The organism is Streptomyces sp. GMY02 (assembly GCF_019056675.1).
GTDB classification, from domain to species: Bacteria; Actinomycetota; Actinomycetes; order Streptomycetales; family Streptomycetaceae; genus Streptomyces; species Streptomyces odonnellii.
This window is the reverse complement of record NZ_CP077658.1, coordinates 7,996,757-8,016,999: the sequence shown is the minus strand read 5'-3', so window position 1 is coordinate 8,016,999 and position 20,243 is coordinate 7,996,757. Positions and strand designations below refer to the sequence as shown.

Here is a 20,243-nt window from a genome sequence, read left to right as displayed (position 1 = left end):
GCGCGTGCCCCGCGCCCCGTCGGCGGTCACATCTGCCCTTTCCCTCACGGCAGTTCCTTCCTTCCGGCGAGCGCTCCGGTCAGCCCTTCGGTGAGCGTGGAGGCCGCGAACGACAGGGCGATGCCGCCCGCCAGGCAGAGCGCGGCCGCGGCCGCGTGCCTCCACATCGCGGGCAGATCTCGGGTGGTGACCACGGGTTCCGGCGGCAGGCCGTACACCTCGGGCCGGTCGAGGAGCAGGAAGAACGCGCCGTCGCCGCCGACCCCGTCGTCCGGCTCGTGCCCGTACAGCCGCGCCTCGGTGACACCCGCCGCGTGCAGCCGGCCGACCCGCCGCGCGGCCCGTTCGCGCAGTTCGTCGAGCACGCCGAACTGGATGGACTCGGTCGGACAGGCCTTGGCGCAGGCGGGTTCCTGTCCCGCGCCGAGCCGGTCGTAGCACATCGTGCACTTGAACGCCCGGCCGTCCGAGGGCCGTTGCTCGATGACGCCGTAGGGGCAGGCGGGCACGCAGTAGCCGCAGCCGTTGCAGATGTCCTCCTGGACGACGACCGTGCCGAACTCCGTACGGAAGAGGGAGCCGGTCGGGCAGACGTCCAGGCAGGCGGCGTGGGTGCAGTGCTTGCAGACGTCGGACGACATCAGCCAGCGCACCTCGCCGTTCCCGGACGCGAGCGGCAGTGTCGTACGCCCGTCAGGAGCCGGCACATGCCCGTCCGAAGCCGAAGCAGGCACCGAAGCCGATGCCGGACCCGGCGCCGAAGCCGGCTGCCCGGCCGGCACGGACTGCTCGATGAAGGCCACATGCCGCCAGGTCGAGGCGCCGAGGCTCTGGGTGTTGTCGTACGACATCCCGGTGAGCGAAAGCCCGTCCTCGGGAATCGCGTTCCACTCCTTGCACGCCACCTCGCAGGCCTTGCAGCCGATGCAGACCGAGGTGTCGGTGAAGAACCCGACGCGCGGCGGCGCGTCCTCGTGGCCCGCGTCGCGTGCGGGGTCCGTCTCCGGCCCGCTGAGCAGATGGCTCGTCATGTCCTGGCCTCCATTCCGGTCTTCTCGGTGATGCCGGCGCGCTGCCGGTACGCGGCGACGAGCCGGAGCAGATCGGGGCCCCGGGGTCGGCGGCCGGCGATGATGTCCGCGGTCAGCGCCTTGTCCTCCTGGATGTGCGAGTTGGGGTCGAGCGCGATGGCCACGAGCTCGTTCGCGGCGTCGCCGGTGGAGATGCCGTTGGGGCCCCAGTGGAACGGCAGCCCGATCTGGTGGACCGTACGGCCGTGCACCGTCAGCGGTCTGATCCGCTCGGTCACCATCACGCGTGCCTCGACGGCGTTGCGCGCGGTGATGATGGTGGCCCAGCCGCCGTGCCGGAGCCCGCGCTCCGCGGCGAGCGCCGGGGAGATCTCGCAGAAGAACTCCGGCTGGAGTTCGGCGAGATAGGGCGACCAGCGGCTCATCCCGCCCGCGGTGAAGTGCTCGGTGAGCCGGTGGGTGGTGACGACGTACGGATAGACGCTGGAGCCCGGTTCGTCGCCGCTGGGGTGGTAGCGGTTGCCCTCGCGGTCCATCAGCCGCCGTACGGGCGAGCGCGACACCATCGGGTACAGCGCGTTGGTGAACGGCGAGTCCTGCGGCTCGTAGTGAGTCGGCATCGGGCCGTCCTCCAGACCGGTGGGCGCGAACAGCCAGCCCTTGCCGTCCGCCTGCATGATGAACGGGTCGTCACCGCGCAGTGCGTCGGGGCCCGTCGCGCCCTCCGGGGGTACGTAGCCGGGGGCGCGGTCCGGGATGAAGTCCGGGACGTCGTGGCCGGTCCACCGGCCGCGCGCGGCGTCCCACCACACGTACGCCTTGCGCTCGCTCCAGGGGGTGCCGTCGGGGGCGGCGGAGGCCCGGTTGTAGAGGATGCGGCGGTTGGCGGGCCAGGCCCAGGCCCACTCGGCGGCCACCCAGTCCTGCTCGGTGTGGGGCTTGCGGCGGGCGGCCTGGTTGACGCCGTCCGCGTACACCCCGCAGTAGATCCAGCAGCCGCAGCGCGTCGAGCCGTCGTCCTTCAGCTCGGTGTACGCGCTCAGCGGCGAGCCGTCCGCGGCCCGTCCGTTGATCTCGGCGAGCACGGCCTCCGCGACCGGGTCGTCGAAGCGGCCCTCCACCGGATAGTCCCAGCTCAGGTCCTGTACGGGCCGGTCCATCGGGTCGGTGGAACCGGCCAGCTTCGCCTTGATCCGGCGGCCGAGGTGGTACATGAACCACAGGTCGCTGCGCGCGTCGCCCTCGGGTTCGACGGCCGCGTGGTGCCACTGGAGCCAGCGGTTGGTGTTGGTGAACGAGCCGGACTTCTCGGTGTGTGCGGCGGCCGGGAAGAAGAACACCTCGGTGCCGATGGACTCGGTGCGCAGTTCGCCGGTCTCGATCTCCGGGCCGTCCTGCCACCAGGTCGCGGACTCGATGAGTGAGAAGTCGCGGACGACCAGCCAGTCCAGTTTGGCCATGCCGAGCCGCTGGAGGCGGGTGTTGGCGGAGCCGACGGCTGGGTTCTCGCCCATCAGGAAGTAGCCCTTGCAGACCCCTTCGAGCTGCGCCACGACCGTCTCGTACGTGGAGTGCGAACCGGTCAGCCGGGGCAGATGGCCGTAGCAGAAGTCGTTCGCGGCGGTGGCGGCGTCTCCGTAGTACGCCTTGAGGAGGCTGACGAAGTACGCCCGCGCGTTGCCCCAGAAGCCCTTCTCCGTACGGCTGGAGGCAATGTACGCCTCCAGGTCGGGGTGGGCGTGCGCGTGGGGCATCGGCAGATACCCGGGGAGCAGGTTGAACAGCGTGGGGATGTCGCTGGAGCCCTGGATGGAGGCGTGTCCGCGCAGGGCCTGGATACCGCCGCCGGTGCGCCCGATGTTGCCGAGCAGAAGCTGGAGCACACTGGCCGCGCGGATGTACTGCGCGCCGACCGAGTGCTGGGTCCAGCCGACGGCGTAGACGAAGGCGCTGGTGCGCTCGCGGCCCGAGTTGGCGGTCAGCGCGTCGCACACCTGGCGGAATGCCTCGCGCGGAACTCCGCAGGTCCGCTCGACCAGTTCGGGGGTGTAGCGGGCGTAGTGGCGCTTGAGGATCTGGTAGACGCAGCGCGGATGCCGGAGAGTCTCGTCACGCAGGGCGTGCGGTGTCGCCTGGGGGCCGCCGGAGCCGTGCGCCTCGGCGCCGCCGGCCTCGTGGATGCGCGCCTGCGCGATCCGCTCGGCCGCGTCCCTCGCGGGCTGTCCGTTCTGTCCGCGCCGGTCCGGGCGCCCGCTCCGGCCGTCCGGACGGCCGCCGGGAGCCGTGGCGGACGTCCCTGCCGTCGCTGCCGTTTCTTCGTATCGCCAGCTCGTGTGGTCGTAGTGGTGGTGGTCGTCGTCGAGCCCGGAGAAGACCCCGTCGAGATCCTCGGTGTCCCGGAAGTCCTCGCTGACGACCGTGGCCGCGTTGGTGTAGGCGAGCACGTACTCCCGGAAGTCCTTCTCCTCCGTGAGGACATGGTTGATGATCCCGCCGAGAAAGGCGATGTCGCTGCCCGCGCGGATCGGTACGTACTGATCGGCGAGCGCGCTCGTACGGGTGAACCGCGGGTCCACATGGATGATCCGGGCCCCGCGCGCCTTGGCCTCCATGACCCACTGGAATCCGACGGGGTGCGCCTCGGCGTAGTTGGAGCCCTGGATGACGATGCAGTCCGCGTGCTGGAGGTCCTGCATGAAGGTGGTGGAGCCGCCGCGTCCGAACGAGGCACCGAGACCGGCGACGGTGGAGCTGTGGCAGACCCGGGCCTGGTTCTCGACCTGGACCACCCCGAGGCCGGTGAACAGCTTCTTGATGAGGTAGTTCTCCTCGTTGTCGAGCGTGGCTCCGCCGAGGCTGGCGATGCCCAGCGTGCGCGCGGTGCGCACCCCGTCGCGCTCCCACTCCCAGGTACGCCGGCGGGTCTCGATCACCCGGTCCGCGACCATGTCCATGGCCGTGTCCAGATCGAGCGGCTCCCACTCGGTGGCGTACGGGCGCCGGTACAGGACCTGGTGGCGGCGGGCCGGTCCGGTGGTGAGCTGGAGCGTCGCCGAGCCCTTGGGGCAGAGCCGGCCCCGGCTGACCGGTGAGGCGGGGTCCCCCTCGATCTGTACGACCCGCTCGTCCTTGACGTACACCTGCTGGCCGCAGCCGACCGCGCAGTACGGGCACACGGACTGGACGACACGGTCGGCGGTCTCGGTGCGGGGCCTGAGGTGCTCCGTACGGGAGGACATCGCGGCCCGGCCGCGGCCGAGCGGGTCGGAGCCGGTGAACTGGCGGCGGACGGGCCAGTCGTGGATCAGTCTGCGGACACCCATCGCTTCCTCCCGTGTCTGTGGAGCGTGGCCCCGGCTTCCCGGGGAGGCGCTCCTCCAGACTCACCCGGCGAGCCCGGGTGTGCGACCGGTCGGGGCGCCGAAGGAGGGTTCACCGGATGCGGGTCATCCACACGGCCCTATCGGCGGCCCCGCCGGGTCGGCGCGGACCGGCTACGGGAAGGGAGTCCCCGTGGGTGTTGTCCGATCCTCGGTGAGCGCGCCGGTGGCCGAACTCGTGAAGCGGCGCCGCGAGCCGGCCGTGGCGCAGACGCTGCGCTCCACGGCCGCGGCGACCATCGCGTACGTGGTCGCGCTCCAGTTGAGCAGCGAGGCCGCGCCGCTCACCGCGCCGCTGACCGCCCTGCTGGTCGTACAGGTCACGCTCTACTCGACACTCACCACCAGCGTCCGCAGGGTCAACTCGGTGGTGGCGGGGGTGCTGCTGGCCAGCGCCTTCAGTGTGCTGGTCGGGCTGTCCTGGTGGAGTCTGGGGCTGATCATCCTGGCTTCGCTGGTGGTCGGGCGGCTGGTCCGGGTGAGTGAGTTCGTGCCCGAGGTGGCGATCAGCGCGATGCTCGTGCTCGGGGTCACCCGGGTGGCGTCGACGGCCTGGGACCGGGTGCTGGAGACGCTGATCGGCGCGGTGGTGGGGCTGCTGTTCAACTTCCTGTTCGTACCGCCGGTATGGGTGGCCAGCGCGGGCGAGTCCATCGAGGACCTGTCACGGCGGATGCGCAGGCTGCTGCTGCGGATCGGCGAGGGGCTGACCGGGACGATCCCGGTCGAGCGCGCGGCGGCCCGTCTCCATGAGGCGCGCCGGCTCGACCACGACATCAGCGAGGTGGACGCGGCGCTGCGGCAGGCGGAGGACAGCCTCCGGCTCAACCCGCGGGTCAGGGAGGGGCTGCTGCACCGGGTGGTGCTCCGTACCGGTCTCGACACCCTGGAGATCTGTACGGTCATCCTGCGCGTGCTGGCCAGGACGTTCACCGACCTCGCCAAGGAGCGCAGGGAGGAGGCGCTGTTCCCGCCGGAAGTGGGCACCGCGCTGGAGGACTTGCTGGAGAGTGTCGCCGACGCCGTGGTGAGCTTCGCGGTCCTGGTCACCACGGAGGCGAGCGAGAGCGCCCGGGTGGCGGAGGCACGGCTGTCCGAGGATCTCGCGGAGGCGACGAGGAGCCGGGAGAAGGTGGCGCGGCTGCTGCTGGAGGGCGTCCAGCGGCATCCCCGCCAGTGGCAGCTCCATGGCGCGGTGCTGACGGAGATCGACCGGATCCTGGACGAGCTGGACATGGAGAACCGTTCGCAGCGGCTGATGGAGGAGCTGGACCACGCCTCGCGCGAACAGCGGGAGCGGCACCCGCGGCTGGCCGCCGCCCGGCAGTGGGTACGGCTACGGGTATCGCGCCGCGGCCGTACGTAGGAGCGCCCGGGCACGGGGTACGCGGTACGGAGCACGCGGATACGGAGCACTCGGGGCACGGCGGGAGGCGATCGCGTACGGGCATCGCGGTACGGGTCCGGAGCGCGCGGAACGGTCCGTACCGCGGTCGCATTTCCGGTGCGCGCGCATTCCGAAATCCGGCCGCCGTCCTGGCGTGATTCGCTCGTTCTCGTCGCAACGGGAAACTCGCGCCCATTAATTGACGCAAATTTTGCCCAATCCGCAATGATCCCCGCGGTATTCGGGGAACAGCCCCGGCACCCACCGCCCAAAACCCGGCGGAAAAGGGCGTCATCAGCGATGACGGCGCGATCCCGCCGCCCGGCCCGATGTGATCATGGTCATGCGCGCGGCCCTCCACGCCCGGCCGCCGGACCGGCGGCACGCCTCTCACCAGGGACATGAGGCGTGCGGAGGGCGTGAGTTGGGTGGGGCGGTTGATGCGGTCCTGGCAGATGGCGGTACTGTGCCGCCCGCGCCGCCATCGTGGGCGGCGCGGTTAAAGCGGAGGAATCTGTGACTCTATTCAGCGGATCATGGCGGCGCAGAGGCGCCCTCATAACAGTCGCGACGGCGGGTGCGATCGTCGGCCTCTCGGCCGTTCCCGCGGTCGCGCACACGCCCAACTGGTCGGTGACGTGCTCCGAGGTCAGTGTCGACCTCACCGCGTACGGCAACAGCGACCAGAACACCGTGACGATCACCGCGGACGGCAAGGACCTGCTGCCCACGGAGAACTTCAAGAACGAGTTCCACAAGAAGCTCGCGCTTCCTGAGCACTCGACCGAGCTGAGCATCCGGCTCGTGGTGAAGGCCGCCGACGGCGAGCGTTACAACGTCGACCAGGAGAAGACCGCTCCGGTCTGCGAGGGCACCTCCCCGTCGCCGTCGGAGTCCACGACTCCGCCGCCGGCGGAGAGCCCCTCCACCGAGGCCCCCACGGAGGCTCCCACGGAGTCCGCTCCGGCCTCGGAGGCGCCGACCGAGGAGCCCACCAGCTCCGAGGAAGCACTGCCCTCGTCGCAGCCGAGCCCCGCCGGGGACAACCTCGCCGAGACGGGTTCTTCGAGCGCCACCCCGGTGATCGCCGGTGCGGCCGCTGTTGTGGTGGTCGCGGGAGCGGGCATCATGTGGGCCGCGCGCAAGCGTCGTACCGCACAGAACTGACCCAGCGCCTCACGTACGACCCCGCCGCCACGCCGGCTGCCGTCCACTCCTTTCGCCGCCACCATGCGGCGGCCCGGACGGCTCTCGCCCGGCCGAGAGGCATGGACCGGCTGACCTCCTCCAGGCCCTGCCTGAGATGTGTCGGCCCGGACTCCGTACGGCGGGACGCGTGCGCGTCGTAGCACCACCTCGGTGAACGACGGGCCACGGTCGAGGCAGGCCCCGCGGCAATCCCCCGTCTGCGGGGCCTTGCCATGCGCGGCGCGCCGCCGCCGCCGACAATGGGCGGGACGCGACCGACACGCTGGGGGCGCCCATGGATCCGGTGGAGGCTCTCGACAGGATCGCCTTTCTGCTGGAACGCTCGCTGGCCGAGACCTACCGGGTGCGGGCCTTCCGTACCGCCTCCGAGGCAGTGGCGGGCATGTCCCCCGACGAGGTCGCGCGGCGCGCCGCCGCCGGCACACTGGGCCGGGTACGGGGCATCGGCCCCAGGACCGCCGAGGTCGTCGAGGAGGCGGTCGCGGGCTCCGTCCCCGGATATCTGGAACGGCTGGAACGGGAAGCGGGCGCGCCGCTTGCGGACCGTGGCCAGGCACTGCGCGCCGCGCTGCGCGGGGACTGCCATCTCCACTCGGACTGGTCGGACGGCGGCGGTTCGATCGAGGCGATGGGGCGTACGGCCGCCGCGCTCGGTCATGAGTGGGCGGTGCTCACGGACCACTCCCCCAGGCTGACCGTCGCACGCGGCCTGACGGCCGAGCGGCTGCGCGAACAGCTCGATGTGATCGCGGAGCTGAACGAACGCTGGGCGCCGTTCCGGCTGCTCACCGGGATCGAGTGCGACATCCTGCCGGACGGTTCGCTGGATCAGGAGCGGGAGCTGCTCGACCGGCTCGATCTGGTGGTCGCGTCGGTGCACTCGAAGCTCCGGATGGACTCCGCCCCGATGACCAGGCGCATGATCGCGGCGGTACGGGATCCGCTGACCGATGTCCTCGGGCACTGTACGGGACGCCTGCTGACACCGCGCCGGGGTACGGGGCAGCGCGGCCGGCGCGCTCAGGGTGACGGCACCAGGCCGGAGTCGGTGTTCGACGCGGAGGCGGTGTTCGCGGCCTGTGCCGAGTCCGGTACGGCGGTGGAGATCAACAGCCGCCCGGAGCGGCTCGATCCGCCCCGCCGGCTGCTGCGCGAGGCGGTCGCGGCGGGGGTCTTCTTCGCCGTCGACACGGACGCGCACGCGCCGGGGCAGCTCGACTGGCAACTGCTCGGCTGTGCGCGGGCGGAGGAGTGCGGCGTACCGGCGGACCGGGTCGTCAACACCTGGACGGCCGACGGGCTACGGGAGTGGACACGCACCCGGCAGCCGCCGTCGAACGAGGCCTCGTCCCGCGAGGCCCCGTCCTCCGACTGAACGTCGTCGCGCCCCCGGGGCCTTCAAGTTCACTGGCCTTCGGTTCAGTGGCCTTCGGGTTCACTGGCGTTCGAGTTCCGCGAACAGGCTCGTGTCGAGGCGGGCCAGCAGCTCGGTCGGATCCTCGTAGACCGCCGCCGCGCCCGCCGCCTCCAGGGCGGCGCGCGGAACGCCGCCCGACAGCAGGGCGACAGCGCGGACCCCTGCCCGGCCCGCCGCTTCCATGTCCCAGACCGTGTCCCCGACGAACACCGCGCGCTCGGCCGGCACCCCGGCCGGCTCCAGGGCCCGGTGCACCGGGTCGGGCAGGGGCTTGCCGGTGGCGGCGCCGTTGGAGCCGATGGCGGCGGAGATCACCTCGTCGGCGTCGATCGCCCGGCGCAGCGCGGTCAGTTCGGCCTCTCCGGCCGAGGTGGCGAGTACGACCCGCCAGCCGCGGTCGTCCAGCGACCGCAGAAGATCGCCCGCGCCCTCCAGTGCGGGCAGCCGGCCGAGGTAGGTCCCGTAGAGGGTGGTGTGCGCGGCGCTGATCCAGGCGTCCTGATCGGGATCCCGCTCGTCGCCGAGGAGATGCGTGATGAGTTCGCCCGCGCCGAGTCCGACGGACCGGTGGATCTCGGACATCGGCACCGTGTGACCGGCCTGCCGGAACGCCTCCCACCAGCAGGTCACGTGCAGATGATTGGTGTCGACCAGGGTTCCGTCGACGTCGAACAGTGCCGCGCGCGTGGCCATGGGTGTCGCTCCCGTTCCGGTTCAGGGCCCCAGGGCCCCGGGCCTGGAGCAGAACCTCGATCATGCCGTCTCCCCCGGCCGGGACGGCCTCATCCCGTACCGCTTCGGCGCGTCCCCGGCGGGCGGCCACCCGGCCACCCCGGCAGCCGCCTCCTGCGGACAGCCGCCTCCCCGCCTCCCGGCCTCGGGTCATGGGAGGACCTCGGGTCACGGAAGCCGGGAGGCGGTTCCATGGGATCTACGCGAACACTCCCGTCTACGCGAACACTCCGTCCAGCCAGCTCTGCCACGCGCCCTCGATCCGCTTGGCGTCGGCGCCGGGGGCGAAATCGTGCACGCTGATCCCGACCGGCGCGCCGAAGTGGTTCCTGCCGAACACCCGGTACATCGCGGTGTCGGTGCGCAGCCCAATGAAGTACGGGTTGCGGTAGTCCACGACCGCGTCGACAGCCGCTTCTCCGGGCAGTTCGACCCGTACGGTGCTGCCTTCGGCCGCGTCGTCCGGCAGCCCGAGCCCCCGGCTCGCCACCTCCAGCGCGTCCGGCGCGGTCGAGGCCGTCGGCCCTTCGGCGCCGGCGAACACGGCGGGCCGCCCGGTGAAGTGCAGCAGGTACTGGCGCAGGGTGTGCAGATAGAAGTCGGTGTGCTTGTCGGCACCGTCGTACTGGTTGTCCCAGTCCTCGACGAGGATGCCGCTGTGGACGTAGCGCACATGGGAACCTCCGCCCTCACGGGGCTGGATCACATGGTCGAGCTGGTTCAGCGTCTGCTGCGACATGCCCTCCACGTCCTCCGTGCGGGCGGTCAGCCGCCTCGGCGGGTCCCAGGCGGTGAGGGTGCCGCCGAACGGCGCGGCGCCGCCCTCGCGGGGCTCGTACTCCATGGGCCACAGCCAGCCCGCCGTACCGGTGGTGACCGCTTCCCAGACCTGCTCGGGGCTCGCGTCGACCTCGAACTCACGGACGATCTCGAATTCTTTGGACATGTCTTCCTCGGACATAGAAGTGACTCCTCAGGGGCGCGCCGTGGCGCGTGGGCGATGTGCTGAACACCGGTGAGGCCGTACGCCGGTGAAGGCGCTCATCCGGCCGTCGTGGCGGCACCTTCCGGTGGCACGGCCGGCACGGCGCCGCCCGGCTCGACGCTCGGTTCGCCGCCCGGTCCGGCGGTGCTGACGGTGGGGTGGATCTTCACGGTGGGATGGAGCGCGACGACGATCCGGTGGTCACGGCCGGACTCGGCGTGCTCGTCGTGGTACTTGGCGACCAGCGCGGCGAGGCCATGGGTCAGCTCCTCGACGAACGCGGCGCGTTCGGCCGCCGAGCCGAACCGCACCTCGGCGTCGAGCGCGTAGGTGGCGAGCCCCTTGCGGGCCTTCGCCGCCCCGGTGATCAGGGCGCCCACATCCCGTACGAGCCGCGCGGCGAGCGCGAGCAACCAGCGCGCGGAGAGCTGGTCGCGGAACCGGCCCGGATCGGGCTGCACCTCGGCCAGGGCGAGCGGCGAGATGACGTACGAGGCCGCGGTGGCCCGCATCAGCCGCTCGGTGACATTGCCCTTCCTGCGCTCGCCGGCCAGCTCGACCAGGCCGTGCCGCTCCAGCGCCTTGAGGTGATAGTTGACCTTCTGCCGGGGCAGTCCGACCCGGCCGGCGAGCATCGTCGCGGAAGCCGGCCCCGCGGCCAGCTCGGCGAGCAGCCGGGCTCGCACGCGGTCCAGTGACACGGCTGCCGCCGCCGCGTCCTCGATCACGGTCACATCAAGCATGGCTCCACACTCTCACCGAAAACTTTTTTTGTCCACGACGGATTGGTTGTCGGTGGTAGCGGACCTTCAGGAGCGGGTGGGCGCGGGCGGAAGCCGCAGATGGGCGAGGTCGTCGGGGACCGGGCTGTCGGGCCGGAACAGCGGCGCCGACTCGCCGTCCGGCGCGGTGGCGGGCGCGTCGGAGAGCCGGAAGCGCTCACGCAGCCTGGTGTAGAAGTCGACCGGACCCAGCCGCACCAGCCGAAGCCGGTACGCCGCCCCGTACACCCCGACCCAGTCGCCCGGGTCCAGCACGCCCCGGAGCTGACCGTCGATACTGAGCGCCGCCTCCCCCGAGTGCGGCAGCACCCGTACCGCCACCGGCTCGTCCGGCGCGGCCACGACCGTGCGGTCGAAGGTCATGTGCGCGGCCACCGGCGTGAAGACCACGGCGTCCATGTGCGGGGAGAGCACCGGTCCCCCGGCGGCGAAGCTGTACGCCGTCGAACCGGTCGGGGTGGCCACGATGACCGCGTCGGCGGAGTACGAGGCGAGCAGCCGGCCCGCGATGTAGATCCCCAGATTGACCTGGCGGTCCCGGGCGAGCTTCTCCACCACCACATCGTTGACGGCGGTGATGTCCAGGGCCACGCCCCAGCCCTCGCCCTCCGTGGTGTCGGGCCTGACATGCGGCGGCGGCAGGGCGGGCCCGCGGCCGTAGCGCAGCAGCGCCTCCATGCCGGTCGGCATCTCCAGCGCGCGCGAGGCCCGCATGGTGAGGGTCATCCGCTCCTCGATGGTGGCGCGCCCCTCATGGACGGCGTCCAGGGCTCGTGTGACCTTCTCGGCCGGAACCTCCGTCAGAAATCCGACCCGGCCCAGATCGACCCCCAGCACGGCGGCGCCGTTCTCGGCGGCGATCCGCGCGCCGCGCAGGAACGTACCGTCGCCCCCGAGGGTGACGACCAGGTCCGGGTTGCCGGCCGAGGACGCCTCCTCCTGGCTGTCATGGCGCCGCTCGTGCCCCCGCCACACATCGATCTCCTTGTACGGGACGCCCCGCGCGCCGCACCAGGCGTGGACGGCGCGGGCCGCCTCGACGGCCTCGGGGCGGCCGTGGTGGACGATCAGACCGATCCGCTGCACAGCCATGTTCCCGCTCTCCGTCCTCCATGCGTTCCGTCTCCGGGCTCCGTCCGTCACGCACGGTGCCCGTCGGCCCCGAATCCGGCCGCCCCGCCGTCCAGGATCGCCGCGCCGGGGACGATTGGTTACGTCAACTGAAGAATACGGATCAATCGCCTTTAATTCACCCGAATGGCGGATAACTCCAACGGGTCGCCATCCCCGGCGAACACCGCTCGAACGGCGTAAACGGGCTGTATGGACTTGACGTCCCGACTCTCCCCAGGTTGCCGCCCGTGCCCGACGGAGGCGCGATGGTGTCGTGCGCGCCTGACCGTGAGGGGCCAAACCCGCAGACGCGCTTCCCCCACGCGAGGAGTGATCGCTGATGTCAGCCGATGGCGTGTTCAACGACCCCAGCAGGCTCACGGGGCTGCCCGTGTACGACAAGGACGGCGACAAGATCGGCAACGTCGGCCAGGTCTATGTGGGCGACCGTACGGGCCGCCCTGAGTGGGTGACCGTGAAGACCGGTCTGTTCGGTATGAACGAGACGCTCGTTCCGCTGGCCGGCGCCCGTCGCGCCGGTGAGGACATCCATGTCCCGTACGCCCGGGAGACGGTCAAGGAGGCACCGCGCCTGGCGGCCGACGAGCATCTCGACCCGGGCCAGGAGAAGCAGCTCTACCAGCACTACGGCCTGGCGACGACCGGCGCCGACATGGGCATGACAGAGGCCCGGGGCACGGCCGCCGCCGGGACCGGGACGGAGTCCGGTGCGGGTACGGGGATGAGTACGGCGGCGCGCCCCGGTATGGCCGGCACCGCCGCAGGCGCGGGTATGCCCGCCGGGACCGGGCAGGCCACCGCGGGAAGCCAGGGCAGGGCCATGGCGGGGATGCGCGGAGCCGAACCGGGCGAGGGCAAGGCATCGCAGGCCGAGGAACTCATCCGGTCCGAGGAGCAGCTCCATGTCAGCACCGAGGAGCACGAGATCGGCCACGCGCGGCTGCGCAAGGTCGTGGTGACCGAGAACGTGACCACCTCCGTGCCGCTCAGCCATGAGGAGGTCCGGGTCATCCATGAGGCGATCGCGCCCGAGGACCGTTCGCGGATGGGCCGTTCCGCCATCAGCGAGGCCCAGACCGAGGTGACGCTCCACGCCGAGCAGCCGGTCATCAGCAAGGAGACCATCCCTGTCGAGCGCGTACGCATGGAGACGGAGAAGGTCACCGAGCAGAAGGAGGTCTCGGCGGACGTCCGCAAGGAGCGGATCGAGTACGACACCGACCAGACGGGCCAGGACTTCGGCGGCAGGCGCGGCCGGGGGCGCTGAGGCCCTTGGGCGCCGGGGCTTCCTTGGGCGCGGGACCTGAACCGTACCTCCACGCCCCCGCCTCCACCACGGTTCTTCCCGTGGCCGGCGGGGGCCGGGTCCGTTGTCCTACGACTCGGCAGTCCGCGCGGCGGGGTTCACACACCGCGGGGAGAGCGGAGGTCTTTCTTGAGGGTCAGCGGACGGTACCGGTGCCGGCACGACGCTGAGGGTGCCGGGCGTGTACCCGGAATTGCCGATGACGACCTGTTCCTGCCCGCCGCCGAAGGGGGACGCCGTACCCAGCGAGGGAGTGGCGGAGCCTGTCTGTCTGCCGCCGTCGCTGTTGGAACAGCCGGCCAGGGCGCTCACGCGGACTGCGGCACGCAGGGCGGCCAGGGATGTCCGGCCGGTGCCGTGCGAGAGCGGCGTGGTGTGTCCGAGCTGTCGGCCCCATGGAGGCGGTCAGTATTCGCTTGAGGTGGTGGTGGGGGTGGCACCCGGGCTCTTGGTCGGGCTGGTGCTGGAGACCGGGGTGGTGATGGCCTTGCCCGCGGTGTCGACGACGTACCACTTGGCGCCGAAGTCGGTCAGACCCTGGCCGTTGGTCTCGCCGGGCTTCTTGTCGCCCTCGAACCGGTACAGCGGGTGGTTGTTGTACGTGACCTGCTTGGTGCCGTCGCTGCGGGTGATGGTGGAGAGCAGGTTTTCCCGCACCCCGCCGGTGCCGGCCTTCGGCGTACCGGTGAGCACGAGTCCGGGAGGCCACGCCTTGGCGCACGCGTCCTTGCAGGTGGACTGCTTGGTCTTGTCCGCCTCGAAGAGGTAGAGCGTACGGCCCTTGTCGTCGACGAGGATGTCCCCGAGCGGCCCGCGCTTGGCGGAGATGGTGCCCACCTCGTCGGACGGGTTCACCGAGGGACTGTGTGTTTTCGTCGGTGCGGTGGTGGTCGGGGCCGCTGCGAAGTCCGCGGGTGCCTCTGCCTGGGACTCGGCGCCGCTGTCGCTGCTGCCCGAGCATCCTGCGAGCGCCGCGACACAGAGTGCGGCGGCGGCCATGGCCGCGGCTGTCCTGGTGTTGGTCCTCATCAAGACTCCTTTGGTCCGGCCGCCACAGGGGCAGCAAGTCCGACCGCGAGATCACGGCCACAGCACCCACTACACGACAGACCCCGATACCGGGCCACCGGACAGGGCCGTCCGGGTGGCGCGCCGCGGGCGGAGGCGGCGTGGAGCACCGCGGGCGGAGGCGCGTCCCGGTGCTCGTGGGGCCGCGGCTCCCGGTGCCGACCGGCCGGGAGACGGCCTCGGGCGGTGGGGTAGTGTTGTTGACCGCGAAGGGGAGTAGCCCCGCGAACCGGTCGTCGACACACTGGAGCCTTCGGGTTCCCGGTGGCCGGGCCCGCCGTTACGGCGGGCGGGCGAGACCTTCGGTCAGGCATGACGCACCCGTATCCCGCGGGCGCGCCGTCGTGCCGGACCGAGAGGTCGTCCCGCTCCGCACGGCGCGTCGCGAAGACCCGGGTCCGGCCCTCAGAGAAAGCCACCCGGAATGTCTCTCGACCCCCTGGCGATCGTCACCGCCTTCGGGCTCATCTTCCTCGCGGAGCTGCCCGACAAGACCATGTTCGCGTCCCTGGCCATGGGCACGCGCATGCGTCCGCTCTATGTCTGGTTCGGTACGTCAACGGCGTTCCTGGTGCATGTCGCCATCGCCGTCGGCGCGGGAGGTCTCCTCGGGCTGCTGCCCGGCTGGATCGTCAAGCTCGTCTCCGCACTGCTCTTCGCCTTCGGCGCCTTCATGCTGCTGCGCGGCGGGGGCGGTGAGGACGACGAGGAGACGGCGCCGAGGACGGTCACCGGGTTCTGGCCCGTCTATTCGACCGCTTTCATGGCCGTGTTCATCAGTGAGTGGGGCGACCTCACTCAGATCACCACGGCCAACCTCGCGGCAAGCAACGGGCCCTGGTCGACGGCGATCGGTTCGGCCGCCGCGCTGATGTCGGTCTCGGCACTGGCGCTGCTGGCGGGCCGTTTCATCGCCACGCGTGTCCCGCTGCGGACGGTCCAGCGGATCGGCGGGCTGTGCATGCTCGGGCTGGCGGTCTGGTCGGTGGTCGAGATCTTCGTCGGCTGACGCCCGCTCCCGTGTGTGAGCCACGAGCCCCCGCCCGGAACGCCGGACGGGGGCTCGTACTGCCGGGTGAGCGGGCATTGCCGGGGGCTGTTCTTCGTTTTCTGGAGGGGCGACTCCAAAGCGCGGTTATCCTGAGGTCATGTCCACCGAAGAAGCCACCGCCGCCCCTCGTCTGACCCGGAAGGGCATGGCGACGCGCGGCCGGATCGTCACGGCCGCGGCTGAGCTGATGTCCGAGCACGGAGTGGCGGGGACCAGTCTCGAAGACGTCCAGAAGGCCGCCGGGGTGAGCCCCTCGCAGGTCTACCACTACTTCGAGGGCAAAAAGTCCCTGGTCAGGGCCGTGATCGCGGTCACGACCGACGCCGTACTGGACGCGCAGGAAGCGCTGCTCAGCCGGCTCGACAGTCTGGAGGCGCTGCGGGCGTGGCGGGACTTCATGGTCGCGCTCCAGGTGCGGCGGGGCTGCGCGGGCGGCTGTCCGATCGGCTCGCTGGGCAGTGAACTCGCCGAGACCGATCCGGCGGCACGCGAGGATGTCGCCGCCGGTTTCGCGCGGTGGGGGCAGTCCATCCAGGACGGGCTTCAGGCGATGTACGACCGGGGCGAGCTGCGCCGTGACGCCGATCCGGGCCGGTTGGCGCTCGCCGCACTCGCGGCGCTCCAGGGCGGGCTGCTGCTCACCCAGATCCGCCGGGACACCGTGGCGCTCGAAGCGGGGCTGGACGCGATGCTGGACCATATCGCCGCGCTGTGCGTGACCGCGCCGGAGCCGACGGGACCGTAAGTACGGAAGTCCGGACCGTACTACGGAAGTAAGTACGGAAGCGGTCGGGCGCCAATAGGACGGACCCGCCCGCCGGGCCGGCGCCAAAAGCGGCACTGGCTCGGCGAACGGGTCCAGGGGCGGTGGGACGGTAAGGGCTCAGCCCTTCGCGGCCAGGTGCTTCTTGAGCACGGCCAGGACATCGCGGGCCGCCGTGGGCCCGGTGTTGAGATAGAAGACGTCGTCGTCGACCGGGACCGCCGTCCCGCCCGCGACGGCGGACAGGGTCGGCCACAGCGGCGCCCCCGTGAGCGCGGAGGACTTGGCTCCGGCGTCCTGGACTCCGTAGAACAGCCAGTCCGCGTCGGCCCGGTCGAGCTGCTCGTTGCTGATGTCCTCCGACGTCTCGTCGAACCGCTGGCTCTCCGGCCGCCCCAGTCCGGCGTCCTCGGCGATGCTGCCGGTGAACGAGGGCACCCCGAAGACCCGCAGACGGTCGCCGTTGAGCCGGAGGAAGGACACCGTGACCGGCTTGTCGAGACTCTTGCCCAGCTCCGCGGCGTCGGCGTGGAAACCGTCGAGGATCGACCGCGCCCGGGCGGTCCTGCCCAGCCCGTCGGCGACGAGCAGGAAGTCCTGCTTCCAGTAGAGCCCGGTGCCCTGGGTGGCGATGGTGGGCGCGAGCGCGCTCAGTGCGGTGTAGAGGCTCTTGGCGTTCTTGCCCGCGATGTTCATCAGGATCAGATCGGGTTCGACATTGGCGATGGCCTCCAGATCGGGGTCCACCCGTGACCCCACATCGGCGACCTTCGCCAACTGGGCGGCGTACTGCGGGAAGTCGTCGATCAGATACCGGGGTACGAGATCCGCGCCGTCACCCCGGGTGGAGCCCGCCGGCACCGTACCGAGCGTGAGCAGCGCGTCGGCCTGGCCGGTGGAGATGACCACGACTCGCTCGGGCTCGGCCTTGACGGTGGTCCGGCCCTCGAAGTGGGTGACCGTACGCGGGAATTCGCCGTCCGGTTTGCCGCTGCCCATGCCCTTGGGCACGGAGCGTGGCGCGGTATGGACCGACGCGTCGGCCGGTTCGGCCGACCGAGTCGGTTCGGTGGCCGAAGAGCCGGCCGAGTCGGTGGAGCAGCCGGTGAGCAGCAGGGCGCCGGCCAGGGCGACACCACTGACAACACGGGTGAGATGAAGATCACGGAAGCGGTACACGAGCGCTTAGCTTAGGCTTCCCTAAGTGTCGATGAGTAGGTATGGCAGCAATGCGATAGATCACATATCCGGAAGCGCGCACTCCGCCCATCCGGAGACGGAACAGCCGGAGACGGAACGGTCGAAGGCGGAACGGTCGAAGGCGGAACGGTCGAAGGCGGAACAGCACCGAGCCGAGCGCGCAGCGGAGGGGAAGCCCGGGCGGAGGTCCCGACTGCCGGGCGGCGCACGGCTGTTCGTGGCGTTCCTGGTCTGTCTCGGTGTCGTCGTACTGCTGATCCTGGTCAGCCTGGGGGTCGGCGCGCGGAGCATCCCGCTGGGAACCGTGGCGCGTGTCCTGGTCCATGACGACGGAAGTCCGGAGGCCATCATCGTCCGGCGGCTGCGGATGCCCCGTACCGTCCTGGCGGTGGCCGTCGGCGCGGCGCTCGCCCTGGCCGGGGTCGTCATGCAGGCCATCACCCGCAACCCGCTCGCCGAACCGGGGCTCGTCGGCGTCAACGCCGGTGCGTCGTTCGCCGTGGTGATCGCGATCGCCGGATTCGGGGTCACCGGCGCGTCCGGCTATGTCTGGTTCGCCTTCGCGGGCGCCGTCCTGGCCGGCCTGCTCGTGTACGCGCTGACCTCCGGCGCCGCCCGCGGCCACCACCACACCCGGCTCGTACTGGCGGGGGCGGCGCTCTCGGCGAGTCTGGGGGCCTGTACGGGCATCCTCACCATGTTCGACACGCAGGCCTTTGACTCGTACCGCTTCTGGGTGGTGGGCGCACTGGAGAACCGCGGTACGGAGGCGCTCACCGCCACCGTCCCCTTCGTCGCCGCCGGAACACTGATCGCGCTGGCGCTCGGTCCGGCCCTCAACGCCCTTGCGCTGGGCGACGAGACGGGCGCGGCGCTGGGGCTACGGGTGAGCCGGGTCCGCGCGGCCGGCTTTCTCTCGATCATGCTGCTGTGCGGTGCCTCGACCGCCGCCGCGGGCCCGATCGCCTTTGTGGGCCTGGTCGTTCCGCATGTCCTGCGGATGCTCATCGGCCCCGATCTCCGCCGGCTGCTGGTCTTCTCGCTGCCGGGCGGGGCCATGCTGCTCCTGGTCAGCGATGTCGCCGGACGGGTGATCGCTCCTCCTGGTGAGATCGAGGCGGGCATCGTCACCGCGTTCATCGGCGCCCCCGTGCTGCTGTGGCTCGTCGTACGGCGCCGGGAGGTGACCGCGTGAGCGCCCCGACGCGTGTGCTGCGGGTTCCGGGCGGGTTCACGCTCCGCTGGTCGGCGCGGACCGCGGCTGTCATGGCCGTACTGCTGCTGGCCTGCGCGGCGGTGTGGGTGCTCGCCGTGTTCACCGGTACGTACCGGATCGGTACGGGCCGGATCCTGGACGTGCTCGCGGGCGGCGGCTCCGGCACCGACCGGTTCATCGTCGTGGGTCAGCGGCTGCCGCGCGTCTGTGCGGCGCTGCTCGTCGGGGCGGCCCTCGGCCTTTCCGGGGCGCTGTTCCAGAGCCTGTCGCGCAATCCGCTCGGCAGCCCGGATGTCATCGGTTTCACCACCGGCTCCACCAGCGGCGCGCTCGTCGTGATCCTGGCGGGCGGCGGGGCGGGCGGCGCCGCCGGTACGAGTGTCGGCGCGGGCGCGGTGCTGGGCGGTCTGGTCACGGCGGCGGCCGTGTACGGGTTCACCGCGTCGCGCGGGGTGTCCGGCAGCCGACTGGTCCTGGCGGGTATCGCCGTCGGCGCCATGCTCGCGTCGGTCAACGACTTCCTTCTCACCCGGGCCGATCTGGAGTCGGCGGAGAACGCGAAGGCCTGGACGTTCGGCAGCCTCAACGCCGTGTCCTGGCCGCAGGTCACCCCGTTGGCGCTGGTGCTGCCGGTTCTCGCGGTGATGGCGCTGGTTCTGGGACGGCCGCTGCGGCTGATGGAGATGGGGGACGACACCGCGGGCGCGCTGGGAGTTGATGTCACCCGGGTCCGCGCGCTCGCGCTGCTGCTCGGTGTCGCGCTCGCCGGTGCGGCCATCGCCGTCGCGGGCCCCATCGGTTTTCTCGCGCTGGCGGCGCCCCAACTGGCCCGCAGGATCACGCGTTCCCCCGGCGCCCCGATCGGTTCGGCCCTGCTCACCGGAGCGCTCGTGCTGGCCCTGGCCGATCTGCTGGCCCAGCGTCTCCTCTCCCCCTTCCAGATCCCGGTGGGGCTGGTCACGGGGGCGCTCGGCGGTGTCTATCTGCTGTGGCTGCTGTCGAGGGAGCGGAAGAACGTACGCCCTTCGTGACGCAGGGCACTTGGCCGGGCGTCACGCCTTCCGGTCTTCCGGACAAGGCGCGGTTCGGCGAAGCCTCCGGTCTCGGCTTACGATGATCGCATGAGACGGCCACCAGGCGGATTGGTACGGCCCGCTCGGGTGCGTGCCCTTCTGCTGCTGGTGCTGACCCTGGCGGCGGGAGTGCTGGCCATGCACGGCCTGGCTCCGGTTCCTCCGGAGGCCTCCCCCGCCGCCGCACCGCCAACCGCCCATGTCATGCCGGTCGGTGCGCGGGACTGCGTACAGCCGGGCCATGAGGACGGCGGGCATCTCGATCACGCGGACGGCCTGTGCGCGGCGGCCGGTACCAGTACCGGACCCGCGCTCTCCGCACTGGCGGCCTCGGGCCTCCCCTCCGGCCTCGCCGATCCGGCGACCGGCCCGCGGCAGGCACCCGGAGCCGCGTCGGGCGGCCCGGCCCCGCCAACCCTGAGCGAACTCCAACTCCTGCGCATATAGGCCCGCCCCACGGCCGACCCCTCGCTCTTCGGGCCGTGGGCCGACTCGGCATGCCTTCATCC

Annotated in this window: 17 protein-coding genes; 9 read left to right on the top strand and 8 right to left on the bottom strand. The window is 71.4% G+C overall.

Going from position 1 to position 20,243, the window contains the following annotated elements:
• Positions 1–44: 44 nt before the first annotated feature.
• Together KQY30_RS34200 and fdh are read right to left on the bottom strand one after the other, a co-directional pair.
• The gene (locus KQY30_RS34200) at positions 45–1,031 is read right to left on the bottom strand and encodes a 4Fe-4S dicluster domain-containing protein (protein WP_217310383.1); all 987 of its coding nucleotides are present in this window, start codon (positions 1,029–1,031) and stop codon (positions 45–47) included.
• The gene (gene fdh, locus KQY30_RS34195; protein WP_217310382.1) at positions 1,028–4,354 is read right to left on the bottom strand and encodes a formate dehydrogenase; all 3,327 of its coding nucleotides are present in this window, start codon (positions 4,352–4,354) and stop codon (positions 1,028–1,030) included. The genes KQY30_RS34200 and fdh overlap by 4 nt, the downstream gene beginning before the upstream one ends.
• Before the next feature lie 190 nt (positions 4,355–4,544).
• Between fdh and KQY30_RS34190 the strand changes: the two genes are divergently transcribed.
• From KQY30_RS34190 to KQY30_RS34180, 3 genes are all read left to right on the top strand, one after another.
• A complete protein-coding gene (locus tag KQY30_RS34190; protein ID WP_254407459.1) occupies positions 4,545–5,777 on the top strand; it encodes an aromatic acid exporter family protein in 1,233 nt (410 codons plus the stop codon).
• A gap of 537 nt (positions 5,778–6,314) precedes the next feature.
• Positions 6,315–6,965, top strand: a complete 651-nt coding sequence (locus KQY30_RS34185) for an LAETG motif-containing sortase-dependent surface protein (RefSeq protein WP_217310381.1) — start codon at positions 6,315–6,317, stop codon at positions 6,963–6,965.
• A gap of 316 nt (positions 6,966–7,281) precedes the next feature.
• Positions 7,282–8,382 carry a PHP domain-containing protein gene (locus KQY30_RS34180; protein ID WP_217310380.1) on the top strand — a complete coding sequence of 367 codons (1,101 nt, stop codon included), beginning with the start codon at positions 7,282–7,284 and terminating at the stop codon, positions 8,380–8,382.
• A gap of 60 nt (positions 8,383–8,442) precedes the next feature.
• On the opposite strand, the gene KQY30_RS34175 is transcribed toward KQY30_RS34180, so the two are convergent.
• From KQY30_RS34175 to KQY30_RS34160, 4 genes are all read right to left on the bottom strand, one after another.
• On the bottom strand, positions 8,443–9,117 hold the full coding sequence (locus KQY30_RS34175; protein WP_217310379.1) for an HAD family hydrolase: 675 nt from the start codon (positions 9,115–9,117) through the stop codon (positions 8,443–8,445).
• 256 nt (positions 9,118–9,373) lie between these two features.
• Positions 9,374–10,102: an SRPBCC domain-containing protein gene (locus KQY30_RS34170; protein ID WP_217311481.1), complete on the bottom strand. Its 729-nt coding sequence runs from the start codon at positions 10,100–10,102 to the stop codon at positions 9,374–9,376.
• Positions 10,103–10,197: 95 nt separating this feature from the next.
• Positions 10,198–10,884 carry a winged helix-turn-helix domain-containing protein gene (locus KQY30_RS34165; protein WP_217310378.1) on the bottom strand — a complete coding sequence of 229 codons (687 nt, stop codon included), beginning with the start codon at positions 10,882–10,884 and terminating at the stop codon, positions 10,198–10,200.
• Positions 10,885–10,950: 66 nt separating this feature from the next.
• Complete coding sequence (locus KQY30_RS34160; protein ID WP_217310377.1) at positions 10,951–12,015, bottom strand: NAD(+)/NADH kinase; 1,065 nt, start codon at positions 12,013–12,015, stop codon at positions 10,951–10,953.
• Positions 12,016–12,376: 361 nt separating this feature from the next.
• On the opposite strand from KQY30_RS34160, the gene KQY30_RS34155 reads away from it, so the two are divergent.
• Positions 12,377–13,324, top strand: coding sequence for a DUF2382 domain-containing protein (locus KQY30_RS34155; RefSeq protein WP_367997464.1), 948 nt, complete (start codon positions 12,377–12,379; stop codon positions 13,322–13,324).
• Between the two features lie 444 nt (positions 13,325–13,768).
• On the opposite strand, the gene KQY30_RS34150 is transcribed toward KQY30_RS34155, so the two are convergent.
• On the bottom strand, positions 13,769–14,392 hold the full coding sequence (locus tag KQY30_RS34150; RefSeq protein ID WP_217310376.1) for a hypothetical protein: 624 nt from the start codon (positions 14,390–14,392) through the stop codon (positions 13,769–13,771).
• A gap of 463 nt (positions 14,393–14,855) precedes the next feature.
• Here KQY30_RS34150 and KQY30_RS34145 point away from each other — a divergent pair, with 463 nt between their 5' ends.
• Complete coding sequence (locus tag KQY30_RS34145; protein WP_217310375.1) at positions 14,856–15,440, top strand: TMEM165/GDT1 family protein; 585 nt, start codon at positions 14,856–14,858, stop codon at positions 15,438–15,440.
• 139 nt (positions 15,441–15,579) lie between these two features.
• Positions 15,580–16,227 carry a TetR/AcrR family transcriptional regulator gene (locus KQY30_RS34140; protein WP_217310374.1) on the top strand — a complete coding sequence of 216 codons (648 nt, stop codon included), beginning with the start codon at positions 15,580–15,582 and terminating at the stop codon, positions 16,225–16,227.
• Between the two features lie 138 nt (positions 16,228–16,365).
• Here KQY30_RS34140 and KQY30_RS34135 read toward each other — a convergent pair whose 3' ends face one another.
• On the bottom strand, positions 16,366–17,424 hold the full coding sequence (locus KQY30_RS34135) for an ABC transporter substrate-binding protein (RefSeq protein ID WP_217310373.1): 1,059 nt from the start codon (positions 17,422–17,424) through the stop codon (positions 16,366–16,368).
• Positions 17,425–17,455: 31 nt separating this feature from the next.
• Here KQY30_RS34135 and KQY30_RS34130 point away from each other — a divergent pair, with 31 nt between their 5' ends.
• The 3 genes from KQY30_RS34130 (at position 17,456) to KQY30_RS34120 (ending at position 20,181) form a co-directional block, all read left to right on the top strand.
• A complete protein-coding gene (locus KQY30_RS34130; RefSeq protein ID WP_217310372.1) occupies positions 17,456–18,640 on the top strand; it encodes an iron ABC transporter permease in 1,185 nt (394 codons plus the stop codon).
• Positions 18,637–19,692, top strand: coding sequence for an iron chelate uptake ABC transporter family permease subunit (locus KQY30_RS34125; RefSeq protein ID WP_254407458.1), 1,056 nt, complete (start codon positions 18,637–18,639; stop codon positions 19,690–19,692). The genes KQY30_RS34130 and KQY30_RS34125 overlap by 4 nt, the downstream gene beginning before the upstream one ends.
• A 90-nt stretch (positions 19,693–19,782) precedes the next feature.
• Complete coding sequence (locus tag KQY30_RS34120; protein WP_217310371.1) at positions 19,783–20,181, top strand: DUF6153 family protein; 399 nt, start codon at positions 19,783–19,785, stop codon at positions 20,179–20,181.
• Positions 20,182–20,243: the final 62 nt, after the last annotated feature.